12 protein-coding genes are annotated in these 12,522 nt (G+C 64.5%); 8 read left to right on the top strand and 4 right to left on the bottom strand.

Annotated features, from left to right (window positions below; genetic code table 11):
* The coding region (locus tag ACIQTZ_RS12645; RefSeq protein WP_402981167.1) for a hypothetical protein at nt 1-322 on the top strand (322 nt) is incomplete at its 5' end.
* A 109-nt stretch (nt 323-431) separates the two neighbouring features.
* Nucleotides 432-1,391, top strand: coding sequence for a hypothetical protein (locus ACIQTZ_RS12640; protein ID WP_402945609.1), 960 nt, complete (start codon nt 432-434; stop codon nt 1,389-1,391).
* 139 nt (nt 1,392-1,530) lie between these two features.
* Here the strand turns inward: ACIQTZ_RS12640 and ACIQTZ_RS12635 are convergent, their stop codons facing one another.
* On the bottom strand, nt 1,531-2,871 hold the full coding sequence (locus ACIQTZ_RS12635) for an 8-oxoguanine deaminase (protein WP_402981164.1): 1,341 nt from the start codon (nt 2,869-2,871) through the stop codon (nt 1,531-1,533).
* Nucleotides 2,872-3,295: 424 nt separating this feature from the next.
* On the opposite strand from ACIQTZ_RS12635, the gene ACIQTZ_RS12630 reads away from it, so the two are divergent.
* The 5 genes from ACIQTZ_RS12630 (at nt 3,296) to ACIQTZ_RS12610 (ending at nt 10,685) form a co-directional block, all read left to right on the top strand.
* Nucleotides 3,296-3,790, top strand: coding sequence for a nucleoside deaminase (locus ACIQTZ_RS12630; protein ID WP_017200639.1), 495 nt, complete (start codon nt 3,296-3,298; stop codon nt 3,788-3,790).
* A 15-nt stretch (nt 3,791-3,805) separates the two neighbouring features.
* Nucleotides 3,806-5,380: an NCS2 family permease gene (locus ACIQTZ_RS12625; protein WP_402945614.1), complete on the top strand. Its 1,575-nt coding sequence runs from the start codon at nt 3,806-3,808 to the stop codon at nt 5,378-5,380.
* A gap of 331 nt (nt 5,381-5,711) precedes the next feature.
* Nucleotides 5,712-6,959: an XdhC family protein gene (locus ACIQTZ_RS12620; RefSeq protein ID WP_402981161.1), complete on the top strand. Its 1,248-nt coding sequence runs from the start codon at nt 5,712-5,714 to the stop codon at nt 6,957-6,959.
* Entirely contained in the window at nt 6,950-7,885 is a 936-nt protein-coding gene (locus tag ACIQTZ_RS12615) for an FAD binding domain-containing protein (protein ID WP_402981158.1), read from the top strand. The genes ACIQTZ_RS12620 and ACIQTZ_RS12615 overlap by 10 nt, the downstream gene beginning before the upstream one ends.
* Entirely contained in the window at nt 7,875-10,685 is a 2,811-nt protein-coding gene (locus tag ACIQTZ_RS12610) for a molybdopterin-dependent oxidoreductase (protein ID WP_402981155.1), read from the top strand. The genes ACIQTZ_RS12615 and ACIQTZ_RS12610 overlap by 11 nt, the downstream gene beginning before the upstream one ends.
* A 67-nt stretch (nt 10,686-10,752) precedes the next feature.
* Here the strand turns inward: ACIQTZ_RS12610 and ACIQTZ_RS12605 are convergent, their stop codons facing one another.
* Both ACIQTZ_RS12605 and nboR read right to left on the bottom strand, forming a co-directional pair.
* On the bottom strand, nt 10,753-11,214 hold the full coding sequence (locus ACIQTZ_RS12605; protein ID WP_402981152.1) for a GNAT family N-acetyltransferase: 462 nt from the start codon (nt 11,212-11,214) through the stop codon (nt 10,753-10,755).
* Nucleotides 11,215-11,224: 10 nt separating this feature from the next.
* A complete protein-coding gene (nboR, locus tag ACIQTZ_RS12600; protein WP_402981149.1) occupies nt 11,225-11,863 on the bottom strand; it encodes a nicotine blue oxidoreductase in 639 nt (212 codons plus the stop codon).
* Between the two features lie 156 nt (nt 11,864-12,019).
* On the opposite strand from nboR, the gene ACIQTZ_RS12595 reads away from it, so the two are divergent.
* Nucleotides 12,020-12,211: a YegP family protein gene (locus ACIQTZ_RS12595; RefSeq protein WP_397323327.1), complete on the top strand. Its 192-nt coding sequence runs from the start codon at nt 12,020-12,022 to the stop codon at nt 12,209-12,211.
* A 101-nt stretch (nt 12,212-12,312) separates the two neighbouring features.
* Here ACIQTZ_RS12595 and ACIQTZ_RS12590 read toward each other — a convergent pair.
* On the bottom strand, nt 12,313-12,522 hold a 210-nt coding region (locus ACIQTZ_RS12590; RefSeq protein WP_397323325.1), incomplete at its 5' end, for a hypothetical protein.

Here is a 12,522-nt window from a genome sequence, read left to right as displayed (position 1 = left end):
GTACGCCGACGTCTACGCCGCGGCCGACGACAACAGCCACGCCGACGCCGAGTGCCAGCCCGACGAGTACCCCGCGGCCGACGACAACAGCCACGCCGACGCCGAGTGCCAGCCCGACGAGTACCCCGCGGCCGACGACGACGGCCACCCCAACCCCGACGGCCACGCCGACGCCGAGTGCCACGCCGACCCCGACCGCTACTCCCACGCCGACCCCCACCACGCCTCCATCCAACGGCAGCCTCGCCAACCTGGCCCGCATTCCGTGGGACGGCGGACCGGCGTATTGGGCCAAGTTCCCGGGTGCGGCGAAGCTGAATAATCCCAACCTGTTCCCCATCGGTGTTTGGTACGGAAAGCCCGGGCACGCGGCACAGCTCAAGGACATCGGCGTCAATGTCTATCACAACGCCGAACACGACGGTTCAACCATGAAGTCCATCACCGATACCGGCATGCTGGTCATTCCCGGCGGGGAGTGGAAGCAGTCCGAGGTTGGTACGGACCCCGGCGTAGTTGGCTGGGACACGGATGACGAGTGCGAGATGGTGGGCCTGGGCTGCGGCAATGTCTCAGCCTCGCAGAACCTGGAAATCATGAAGCAACTCGTCGCCAACATCCGCGCCAAGAACGATGGCCGCCCGGCCTTCGCCAATTACAGCAAGGGGATCTTCGGAACCTATTGGGCGCCGGGATTGATGGATGACTTCATGGCGGCTGTGGATGCGAGCAGCAACGACCAGTACTTCTATACCCGGGCCGACCTTCAGTTCGAGGCTGATCGGACTCCGTCGTGGCCTGATGGGGCCAAGGCCGCGAGCAGCGCTGCATATGGCTGGGTCGCGGACCGGATGAGGGTCTACCAGTCGAGCCCAGGCATCCAGCCGAACTGGGTGTTTGTGGAATCGGCCCGTCCGTTCCTGGAAAGCAACAATGACCGGACCATCACGCCTGAGCAGATGGAAGGCGCTATGTGGTCGGCCATCATTCACGAGGCACGCGGCATCAACATCTTCCAGCACAACAACGATCCCCAGTTTGGGACGTATAGCCTGGTTGATATTCCGGCGGATCGTAAGGCGAAGATCAAGGCCGCCTTGGCCGGGATCCAGTCCTTGGCACCCGTTCTGAATACACAGAGTTACGCCTGGAACGCGGGCGCTGCGGGCGCTGACACCATGCTGAAGGCCAAGGACGGCAACGCCTACTTGTTTGCCGGCATCGGGCTGAATGGCAGCACAGGCTCCAAGACCTTCACCCTCCCGTCAGGTATTACGGGAACGCAGGTTGAGGTTGTGGGCGAGAACCGCACTATCACCATCCAAAACGGCAAGTTCACGGATTCCTTCGCTAACGAGTACACCCACCACATCTACAGGATCGCGATCTAGCGAAGCCGCGTCGAAGCTGGAGATCGACGCGACCTAACCAACCCGCGAAAGCGCTGGAAAGGTGCCAAAACGCCGGAACGTTCCCTACGAAAGGGGCGCGTTCCGGCGTTTTCGCGCCACCGAGACGAACGGGGAAAACCTACCCCGCCACCAACTTCCGTGCCGCGGCCGAGTGCTCCGCGATCAGCCCAGCAACATCGAGATCGGGAATCGCCCCGTCCACCACACGCCATGAACCGCCCACCATCACGCGATCGGCCCGATCCGCGCCGCAGAGCAACAGGGCTGCCACGGGATCGTGGCTTCCGGAGAAGCGCAGTGAATCCAGCTTGAACAGGGCCAGGTCAGCCTGCAAACCCGGAGCCAGCTGCCCAATGTCCGAACGTCCAAGAACGGCGGCGGACCCACGGGTAGCCCAGCCCAGTGCCCGGGATACGGGAACCGAGGCGCCATAGCGGAGCCGCTGCAAGTACAGGGCTTGCCGTGCCTCGAGGATCATGTTGGACGCATCGTTGGAGGCGGAGCCGTCCACGCCCAGGCCCACGGGAACGCCGGCATCCTCGAGTTCCAGGACGCGTGCGGTACCGGATGCCAACCGCATGTTGGAGGTGGGGCAATGCGCGACGGCGGTGCCCGCAGCTCCCAGCCTGGCGATCTCCTCGTCGTTGAAGTGGATGCCGTGTCCAAGCCAGGTACGGGATCCCAGCCAGCCAACGGATTCCAGGTAATCGACGGTCCGGAGGCCGAACATGGACCGGCAGAAGTCTTCTTCGTCGATGGTTTCCGCGAGGTGCGTGTGCAACCGGACGTCGTAGCGCTCGGCCATGGCGGCGGATTCGGCCATGATTTCCTTCGTCACCGAGAAGGGCGAGCAAGGTGCCAGCGCGATCTGCACAGAGGCCCCGGGACCGGCTTCGTGATAGGTGCGGATGAGCCGTTCGCTGTCCTCGAGGATTGTTTCAGGTGACTGGACCGTGGTCCTGGGCGGCAGCCCGCCGTCGTCCTCTCCCAACGTCATGGAGCCGCGCGTCAAGGTGGCCCGCATGCCCATGGAGCGTACGGCGCCCACCTCAATGTCGATTGCGTCGTCCATGCCGTCCGGGAACAGGTAGTGGTGGTCCGCGGCCGTGGTGCAGCCGGACAACAGAAGTTCGGCCAACGCTACCTGCACCGCGAGTTTCAGGCTCCGGGGAGTGAGCCGCGCCCAGACGGGGTAGAGATTCTGCAACCACGGGAACAGGGGGACGTTGGCCACGGGTCCCCAGGCACGGGTGAGGGTTTGGTAGAAGTGGTGGTGTGTGTTGATCAGGCCCGGCAGCACCACGTGGCCTGATGCATCAAATTCGGTGCAGGGCATGGACGGGCGGGCGCCGGACGGCACCAGCTCAACGATCGTTCCGGAGTCGGAAACCACCAGGCCGTTGCCGGCGTCGAGGTTGTTTGCGGTGAAGATACCCAAAGGGTTTTTGATCCAAAGCACGGAGGGCTCCTTGTCTGGTCGGCATGAATGCGTTCCAGCTCAGTTCGGCCCTGTCTGCTGATCCAGGAACCGGCCCGCCAACGCGGCGCCGGTCCACCAAGCGTAAAAGCGCCCGACGGCGGCCGTCAACGCCCGTGGGAAAGGTCCCCGGTCACATTGGCGCGCCAGCGACCAGTCAGGCACGCTGGATTCGTAATTTCGCATGACGAAATAAAGTTTTCAAAAAACTATGGCGCGGCTCACAAATCTGGTGCTACGCTCTTACTGCCAAAGGCGGGCACCCGGACCTCGGGAAGCTATCTACCAGGCGCAACTTAACCTTCATCGCACATGCTGAAGCCTGGTAACCAAGCTAACTGGAGCTGTTTTTTGCAGCGCCCCCGAACAGGTCACCCGGCTTCCACAGCACTAAGGAAGTCGCAACATGAGTACAACCGTCACGGCCGAGCAATTCCTGGCCACATCCATTGAGCTGGCAACGGCCAATGTCCTGAACAGTGGGGGCCCCTTCGGCGCCGTCATTGTTACCGCGGATGGACGAGCCTTCGAAGGCGTCAACCGAGTAACCGCCACGAACGATCCCACGGCCCACGCAGAAGTTACGGCCATCCGCAACGCCTGCCGCGAACTGGGAACCTTCGATCTGAGCGGCGCAACCCTCTACACCAGCTGCGAGCCTTGCCCCATGTGCCTGGCCTCCGCACTCTGGGCACGCGTGGACCGCGTGTTTTTCGCTGCAGACCGTCACGACGCCGCCTCCGTCGGCTTCGACGACGCAGTCTTCTACGAGTACTTCGAGAACGACAACCGGGACGCGCTGATGCCGGTAGCCAAGCTGGAACTGGGCGACCCCCAGGCCCCGGCGGCCCTCCAGCCGTTCAACACCTGGAACACGCTTGATTCCAGGATTGACTACTAGGGCCCGGCGGCTGACATGGAAATCCTGGAAAACGCAGAAATGCAGACAGCAGCTGAAAAGCAGGCTGCGCTCTTCCCCAACGGGGACAAGAACGCAGAGCCCACAGCGGCACAAGCAAAGCACACGGCTACGGCCCTCGCCAACGGAGGCGGCAAGAAGCCGCCGAACTTCCTGGATAAGTTCTTCCAGATCACCAAGCGCGGCTCCACGTTGGCCCGCGAATTCCGCGGCGGCTTGGTCACGTTCTTCACCATGGCCTACATCGTCATCCTCAATCCGCTCATCCTGGGTGGCTTCTCTGCCGAGAACGCCCCCACGGATGTAGCCGGTGGATGGCTGTCGGCAGCACAAGTCGGTGCAGTCACCGGCCTCACCGCTGGTGTCATGACCATCGTCTTCGGCCTTGTGGCCAACCTTCCCTTCGGACTCGCAGCAGGCTTGGGCATCAACTCCTTCCTTGCCGTCGCAGTGATCCAGGAGGTCACGTGGCCCGAAGCCATGGGGCTGGTGGTCATCAACGGCATCCTGATTGTCCTCTTCGGTGCGACGGGTGCCCGGACGGCGATCTTCAAGGCGGTACCCAAGGAACTCAAGGCCGCCATCACAGTAGGCATCGGCCTGTTCATCGCCTTCATTGGCTTCGTCGATTCCGGCTTTGTCCGTCCCACGGCTGGTGGCCCACCGGTCCAGCTCGGCAATGACGGATCCATCACGTCCATCCCCACCCTCGTCTTTATCGTGGGACTGCTGACCATGGGTATCCTCGTGGCCCGCAAGATCCAGGGCGGCCTGCTGATCGGCATCGTCGCCACCACCGTCCTCGCCGCTGTTGCCGAGGCTGTGTTCCACATCGGTCCAGGCACCGCCGACAACCCCGGCGGCTGGCACCTCAACGTCCCCATCCTGTCGAGCCAGCTGGTGTCCGTTCCTGACCTGAGCCTGGTGGGCCAGTTCGACCTCTTTGGTTCGTTCGCCCGCATTGGCGGCCTGGCGGCCACCATGTTGGTCTTCACCCTGGTGTTCACCAACTTCTTCGACGCCATGGGCACCATGACCGGCCTGGCCAAGAGCGCCGGAGTGGCACACAAGGACGGCACGTTCCCCAAGCTGAAGTCCGCCTTCATTGTCGAAGGCATGGGCGCGGTAGTGGGCGGCGCAACCTCCGGTTCGTCCAACACCGTGTACATCGACTCGGCAGCGGGCATCGGCGAAGGAGCCCGTACCGGCTTGGCCTCAGTGGTCACCGGCTTGCTCTTCCTGGGCTCGATGTTCTTCACCCCGCTCACCTCGGTGGTCCCGCTGGAAGTCGCAGCTGCAGCCCTGGTGGTGGTTGGCGCAATGATGATGGCGCAGATCCGCGAGATCAAGTTCACCAAGTTCGCCATCGCACTGCCGGCCTTCCTGACCATCGTCACCATGCCGCTGACGTACTCCATCGCCAACGGCATCGGCGTGGGGTTCATCTCCTTCGCCGTGGTCAACGCGGCATCGGGCAAGGCCAAGAAGGTCCATCCGCTCATGTGGGTGGTCACGGCAGGCTTCGTGATCTACTTCGCCCGCGGTCCGATCAACGCCCTGATGGGCATCTAGCGGCCGCGCGAAACCCCGGGCCGGCGGGCAAACCGGCACCACGAACGGCGGTCCGTTGGATCCCACCGCACGAATAGGCGCCCGCCGTCGTCGTCCCGCTCCATACGGGAACGACGGCGGGCGGCGGCCCTGATGACTCAGGGACGGGTTCCGATGCTCCGCCATGGAGCGGGGGCAGGGAGATGAAGCCCTTGCCCCCGCACCTATGACTTCTTACTGATTAATCGCGACTACCCCTCAACACCCTCCGGGAATGAGAACATGGGGCAAGATCGCGCACTGCTCCGGCCGGGCCACCTGGCCGGGACACCTGGAAAAAGGACGTGTAGCCATGCTGGATCTGATGCCTTCACTGGGCAGCTGGCGGCCTGCGGTCTCCGGCCAGCTCTGCGCTGTGGCCACGATCGTGGGGACCGGCGGGTCCGTGCCGCGGCCCATGGGGACCTCCATGATGGTCTCCGAAAGCGGCGAAATCCTGGGCAGCTTGTCCGGCGGTTGCGTGGAAGGCGCCGTGGTTGAAGCGGCCCTGGAAGCAATGCGCGACGGCGGCCCGCGCCTGGAGTCGTTCGGCTACAGTTCCGAGGACGCGTTCGCTGTGGGGCTCACCTGTGGAGGGGAACTGGAAGTCCATATCCAGCCCCTTAAGGCCGGAATGCCGGAGCTCTCCGCGTTCACAGGCCCCACGGCCCACGAACACCAAAACGCACCTCCCTTGGCACTGATCCGCAGGCTCGACGCCCAAGGAGGGGCCGTCGTCGTGCATGATCCGGTCCGGTTCCGGGCCATGGAGTCCGAGGACCTCGCCAAGCTGCTGGGGGACCATCCGGCTACGCTTTTCGCTGCCGCTGCCCAGATGGAGCCGTTGCTCCAGGGCGGCCGCGCCGGTTTGGTGCGGCTCGCTCCGCCCAAAGGCTGCATTGACGGCTGGGTCACGCTGGACCGGTGGGACAACCCCCGTGAAGAACCCGAGCCGCAACCCATCACGTTGTTCGTGGAGAGCCGCCTCCCCGCCGCCCGGATGCTGGTCTTCGGTGCCAACGATTTCGGAGCAGCGCTGCTCCCCGCCGGCCAATTGCTTGGCTACAACGTCACGCTCTGCGATGCCCGCCCCGCCTTTGCCCAGCAAAACCGCTTCGCGGGCGCTGACCAGGTGGTCACGGACTGGCCGCACCGCTACCTCGAAAGCGAAGCTGCGGCCGGACGCATCGACGCCCGCACAGTGGTGTGCGTCCTGACCCACGACCCCAAATTCGATATCCCCTTGCTGGAGACGGCCCTGAACCTGAAGCTCGCCTACGTTGGCGCGATGGGTTCGCGGCGCAGCCACCGGCAACGCATCGATGCCTTGCTGGACAAAGGCACCCCGGCCGAGGCCCTGGAGCGTTTGCATTCCCCGATTGGCCTGGAGCTCGGTGCCGTGACGCCTGCCGAGGTAGCCGTTTCCATCACCGCGGAGATCGTGGCCTCACGCGGGAGCCGGCCGGGCAACGCAGCCTTCCGTTCCCTCAAAGACAGCTCGGGGCCCATCCACTCGAGCACTACTACAGACCCTGAAACCCAGGAGGACCCATGGACATGAACACCATCGAGGCCGTGGTACCCACCACGGACCCTGCCGAGTGGCGTGAAGGTGACGCCTGGCTGGCTGGCGGAACTGTCCTCTTCTCCTACGGAAGTACCATCCTCAAGCGCCTGCTCGACCTCGGGAGTACGGGCTGGCCGGCCATCACAGTCACGGACGACGGCATCGAACTCGCGGCAACCTGTACTGTCGCGGAACTCCATGCGCTCCCTGAAGCGGCGGAAACAGCCCACCGCGAATGGCCCGGGCTTGCCCTGATGCGTCCCAGCTGCGATTCCTTCGTGGCGTCCTTCAAGATCTGGAACATGTCCACGGTGGGCGGCAATTTGTGCACGTCCCTTCCGGCGGGCCCCATGATTTCCCTCTGCGCCGGCCTGGATGGAGTGGCTACCATCCTCAGCCCGGACGGCACCAGCCGCACTGTCAGCGTTGCGGACTTCGTCACGGGCGAAATGCAGAATGTCCTTGCGCCGGGCGAACTCCTCCGCAGCATCCACCTTCCGGCCGAGGCACTCTCGGCCCGCGTGGCCTTCCGGCGTTTGTCCTTGAGCAACCTGGGTCGCTCCGGCGTGCTGCTGATCGGCCGGCTCGATCCCGTCTTCGGCCTGGTCATCACCGTGACGGCTTCCACCAAACGGCCGGTCCAACTCAGGTTCGCCGCGGACCGGGTTCCGGACGCCGCCGCGTTGGCTGCCGCCGTCGAACATTCAATTCCCGCTGACCTGTACCACGACGACATCCACGGTTTGCCCGAGTGGCGGCATGACATGACGTTGCGGCTCGCCGAGGAAATCCGCGCGGAGCTGCTGGACGAATCCATGACCGTGTCCGGCGACTTCTGGCCGCCCCACGCCACATCGCCGCAGCCGTCCACGCAACCCGAAATCCCAGGCACCTCGAAGGAGGCCTCCCATGGCAATTGAGATCAACGGCGCTGCCTCGCAGGCCACACCCCGTCCCGGCCAGTGCCTGCGCACCTTCCTGCGCGAGCAAGGCAACTTCGGGGTCAAGAAGGGCTGCGACGGCGGCGACTGCGGAGCCTGCACCGTGCACGTCGACGGCACGCCCGTGCACAGCTGCATCTACCCGGCGGTCCGTGCCGAGGGCAAAGCCGTCACCACCATCGAAGGCCTCGCCACTGCCGAGGGACTCCACCCTGTGCAGGAGCAGTTCATGGAGGGCCAGGGCTTCCAATGCGGTTTCTGCACCGCCGGCATGATGATGACTGCCGCGACGTTCGACGACGAGCAGCGTGCCAACCTGCCACGGAACCTCAAGGGAAACCTGTGCCGCTGCACCGGTTACCGCTCCATCGCGGACGCCGTGTGCGGGCATTCAAACGACGCTCATAAGCACGACGCCGGAACTGACGATTCCGGGGCACCGGCACCTGCCGCCGTCGAACCGAAAGCAGGCCAGCTCGGCGACAACGTCCCCGCACCCGCCAGCCAGGCCGTGGTGACCGGCACCGCCCGGTACACCCTGGATGTCCCTGCCGTGCAACTTCCGGGCCTGCTGCACCTCAAGCTGCTGCGTTCCCCGCATGCCCACGCCCGGATCCTGTCCATCAACAAGGCACCCGCACTGGCTGTGCCCGGCGTAGTTGCCGTGTTCACGCACGAGGACGCGCCGCAACAGCTGTTCTCGACCGCACAACATGAGATTTACACGGACGATCCGGACGATACCCGGGTGCTGGACACCGTGGTCCGCTTCATTGGACAGCGCGTCGCCGCCGTCGTGGCCGAATCGGTGGGGGCTGCCGAGGCCGGTGCCCGTGCCCTGGAAGTCGAGTATGAACTCCTGGAGCCCGTCTTCACCCCGCAGGAAGCCATCCTGCCAGGCGCTCCCGCGATCCACGGGGAGAAGGACGCCGTCCAGTCCCGTATCGCCCGGCCCCTGGACAATGTGGTGGCCGAGGTCCACGCGGAACTCGGCAGCGTGGAGGAAGGGTTCGCAGCCGCAGACTTCATCCATGAGCACACGTACCAAACCCAGCGCGTGCAGCACGTGGCGATGGAAACGCACGCGTCCATTGCTTGGCTGGACGAGGACGGCCGGCTCATGGTCCGTTCCTCCAGCCAGGTTCCGTTCCTGGTGAAGCGCACGCTGGTCCGGCTCTTCGGCCTCCAGCCCGAAAACGTGCGCGTGGTCGCAGGCCGCGTAGGCGGTGGTTTCGGTGGCAAGCAGGAAGTGCTGACGGAAGACCTCGTGGCATTGGCGGCCCTGGCGTTGAAGCGACCCGTGCAGGTGGAGTTCACCCGGACCGAGCAGTTCACTGCCACCACCACGCGCCACCCGTTCACCATCAAACTCAAGGCGGGTGCCAACCGGGACGGCTACCTCACCGCGCTGCAACTGGATGTGGTCACCAACACCGGCGCCTACGGCAACCACGCGCCGGGCGTCATGTTCCACGGCTGCGGCGAGTCTTTGGCTGTGTACAAGTGCGCCAACAAGAAGGTGGATGCCCAGTCCGTGTATACCAACACGGTCCCGGCGGGAGCTTTCCGTGGATACGGCCTGAGCCAGATGATCTTCGCCATCGAATCCGCCATCGACGAGCTCGCCGTCGGGATCGGCATGGACCCCTTGGAGTTCAGGCTCAAGAACATGGTCCGCTCGGGCGACCACATGCTCTCCACCACGCCCGAGCCGGAAGAGGACGTGCACTACGGAAGCTACGGGCTGGACCAGTGCGTGGCCTTGGTGCGCGACGCGTTGGACCGGGGCAAGGAACGCTACCGTGCCGCGGGCCTCGATGACCTTGGACCGGAGTGGGTCACCGGTGAAGGCGCGGCACTGTCCATGATCGATACCGTTCCGCCGCGCGGCCACTTCGCCCACACCCGGGTGAGCCTGGACGCGGACGGAAGGTTCGCCGTCGACGTCGGAACGGCGGAATTCGGGAACGGCACCACCACGGTCCATGCGCAATTGGCGGCCACGGCGCTGGCTTCTTCTGCTTACAAGATTCAGGTCCGGCAGTCGGATACGGATCTCGTTGAGCACGATACCGGCGCGTTCGGCTCGGCCGGAACGGTGGTGGCCGGAAAGGCAACGCTTGCCGCGGCATTGGAACTCGCTACCGGCATCCAGACCGTGGCGGCCTCGTTGACCGGTGTTCCGTTGGCGGACTGCCGTTTGGTTGAGGGGGCCGTGGAATGCGGCGACCGTTCGGTGCCGCTGAAGGAGATTTACGACGCCGGCACTCTCCAGGGCGTCCGGCTCGCCGCCGACGGCAACTGGGGTGGGACGCCGCGCTCGGTGGCCTTCAACGTCCATGGGTTCCGCGTAGCCGTGAACACGGGAACGGGGGAGTTGCGGATCCTGCAAAGCGTCCAGGCGGCCGACGCTGGAGTGGTGGTCAACCCGCGCCAATGCCGGGGGCAGATCGAGGGCGGCATCGCCCAAGCCCTGGGCGCCACGTTGTATGAGGAAGTGAAGGTGGATGACCACGGCCAGGTCACCACGGACATCCTGCGCCAGTACCACATTCCGTCCTTCGCGGACGTGCCCCGGAGTGAGGTGTACTTCGCCACCACCAACGACTCCACCGGCCCGCTCGGCGCCAAGTCCATGAGCGAAAGCCCGTTCAACCCCGTGGCTCCGGCATTGGCCAACGCGATCCGCAACGCCACCGGAGTCCGCTTCGGCCATCTGCCGATCGCCCGGGACAAGATCTATCTGGCCCTCCGCGACCGCACCACCGCCTCCGTGTAAACCCAACTGGGTCGCATTTGTGCGCGTTCTGATCGCTGAAAACGCGCACAAATGCGACCTAGTTGGGTTAAAGGGGGAGTTCCATGAACACGCTGTTCGGATCCAGCGTGTAGTCGGCAAAAGGAGCGCACTCCGTGAATCCGTGTTTGGCATACAAGCGCCGCGCGGGAGCGAAGTACTCCTCGGTCCCCGTTTCCAGGGCAACCCGATCATAGCCGCGATGGCGTGCCTCGGCCACAATGTGGTTCAGCATCAACGTGGCCACTCCGCGACCCCGGGCCCCGGAAGTGGTCCGCATCGACTTGACCTCCGCTTCGCCCGGAACACCCAGTACTTTCAACGCCCCGCAACCCAGCAGCACCCCGTCTTCGCGGGCAGTCCAGAAGGTGATGGACTCGTGCTGCAACGCCGAATGATCCAGGGCATGCACGCTCTCTGCCGGCGACGTGGCGAACATGTCGGCCAAGTGCTCGCTCAAGAGGGCGTGGACGTCAGGGCGTGCGGGATCGTCGGTTTCGATGCGGATCATGCCCCCAAATTTACCCCTCCAGCAGGTGCAGTTGGTCCTTGGTATCCAGGTCCTCGCCGGAGCAGAGATCGCTGCAGTCCACCAGATCCACCAGCCCCGGGTGCGCCTTAAGGAACGATCGCGCACCGGTATCACCGCTGGCTGCCGCCGCAGCTTCGTCGCGAAGCCCGACGTCGATAATCACCGGGTGCCGACGCTTCAACTGGCCTGAGTCATCAGGGTAGGCGGCCGCGGTGATCCGGCCGGGACGGTGGCTGCCCAGCAACCTGCTCACCGCCGTCGGGGTTAATCCGGGCTGGTCCACCAACGCAACCATGATGCTGTTGCCCTGCGATGCTGCTTCGATTCCCGTGCGGAACGAGCCCGCCATTCCTTTGGCCCATGCAGTGTTTTCCACCACGGTGTACCGCCCAAGGTCCGTGCTGTTCCTGATGCGCTCGGCTTCGGCACCGAGTACCACCACCACCTCGCGGCAGCCGCCGTCGAACAGGGTGTCGGCCACTACTTCAACCAACGTGCGCCCGCGGAAAGGCAGCACGGCTTTGGGGCCGCGGCCCAGTCGGGTGCCGGCCCCGGCGGCGAGCAGGACGCCGGTGATGGGCGCCGTGCCGGATTGAGTCATAAACACACCATACGCGCGGGCTTCCATGCGGTCTCTAGCTCCTTCAAGGCTTTCCGGGACATCTACCAAAATCGGTTGCAAACTACTCATGGGTAGGGCTGTTGGCGGCGTCCGGCGGCGATTACTGTCTGAAGGGACACGTTCAAATCAGCTCTGGTGCAATGACGCGTGGAGGTCAGCAAGATGGCGGGCAGTTTCGAAATTCTCAAGGCAGGAACCAACACCTTCCGTTTCCGGCTCACGGCCGACGATGGAACCGTTGTGGCAGTGTCGCCACAGTTCCCGAGCCTGGCAGCCGTGGTTGCCGGGATCAATGCGGTCCGAGAGAACGCAGCCACCGGATTCGTCGTGGACCGGAGGAATCTGGGGACGTAGCTTTTCCGGTTGAACGCAAAGGTGGCGGCAGTGTTCTTTGGGAACACTGCCGCCACCTTTTTCATGCGCTTTTGCGGGTCGACTTGTCAGGCGTCGCCTTGTTACGCGTCGCCGCCGGCGCCACCCGTGGTGCCCGCGTTGACGTCGAGCAGCTTGTAGCGGTCAATCGCGTACGACGGCGCGCCCTCCTCAACCTCGCCCCTCGCCGCCAGCATCTGCAGGGTTTTGGTGACGATGGAGTGGGTGTCGTTTTTGAAGTAGCGGCGTGCGGCTTGGCGGGTGTCGGAGAAGCCGAAGCCGTCTGCTCCGAG

The sequence above is a fragment of the Paenarthrobacter sp. NPDC090520 genome (genome assembly GCF_044769205.1).
Classification (GTDB): domain Bacteria; phylum Actinomycetota; class Actinomycetes; order Actinomycetales; family Micrococcaceae; genus Arthrobacter.
The sequence above is the reverse complement of the archived record's forward strand: the minus strand, read 5'-3'. Positions and strand labels throughout refer to the sequence as shown.

What these genes read in the sequence shown, in the direction of transcription:
- ACIQTZ_RS12595 (WP_397323327.1), top strand. Translation starts at nt 12,020, where the DNA reads ATGGCGGGCAGTTTCGAAATTCTCAAGGCAGGAACCAACACCTTCCGT.
- ACIQTZ_RS12640 (WP_402945609.1), top strand. Translation starts at nt 432, where the DNA reads ATGAAGTCCATCACCGATACCGGCATGCTGGTCATTCCCGGCGGGGAG.
- ACIQTZ_RS12620 (WP_402981161.1), top strand. Translation starts at nt 5,712, where the DNA reads ATGCTGGATCTGATGCCTTCACTGGGCAGCTGGCGGCCTGCGGTCTCC.
- ACIQTZ_RS12605 (WP_402981152.1), bottom strand. Translation starts at nt 11,214, where the DNA reads ATGATCCGCATCGAAACCGACGATCCCGCACGCCCTGACGTCCACGCC.
- ACIQTZ_RS12625 (WP_402945614.1), top strand. Translation starts at nt 3,806, where the DNA reads ATGGAAATCCTGGAAAACGCAGAAATGCAGACAGCAGCTGAAAAGCAG.
- nboR (WP_402981149.1), bottom strand. Translation starts at nt 11,863, where the DNA reads ATGGAAGCCCGCGCGTATGGTGTGTTTATGACTCAATCCGGCACGGCG.
- ACIQTZ_RS12630 (WP_017200639.1), top strand. Translation starts at nt 3,296, where the DNA reads ATGAGTACAACCGTCACGGCCGAGCAATTCCTGGCCACATCCATTGAG.
- ACIQTZ_RS12615 (WP_402981158.1), top strand. Translation starts at nt 6,950, where the DNA reads ATGGACATGAACACCATCGAGGCCGTGGTACCCACCACGGACCCTGCC.
- ACIQTZ_RS12610 (WP_402981155.1), top strand. Translation starts at nt 7,875, where the DNA reads ATGGCAATTGAGATCAACGGCGCTGCCTCGCAGGCCACACCCCGTCCC.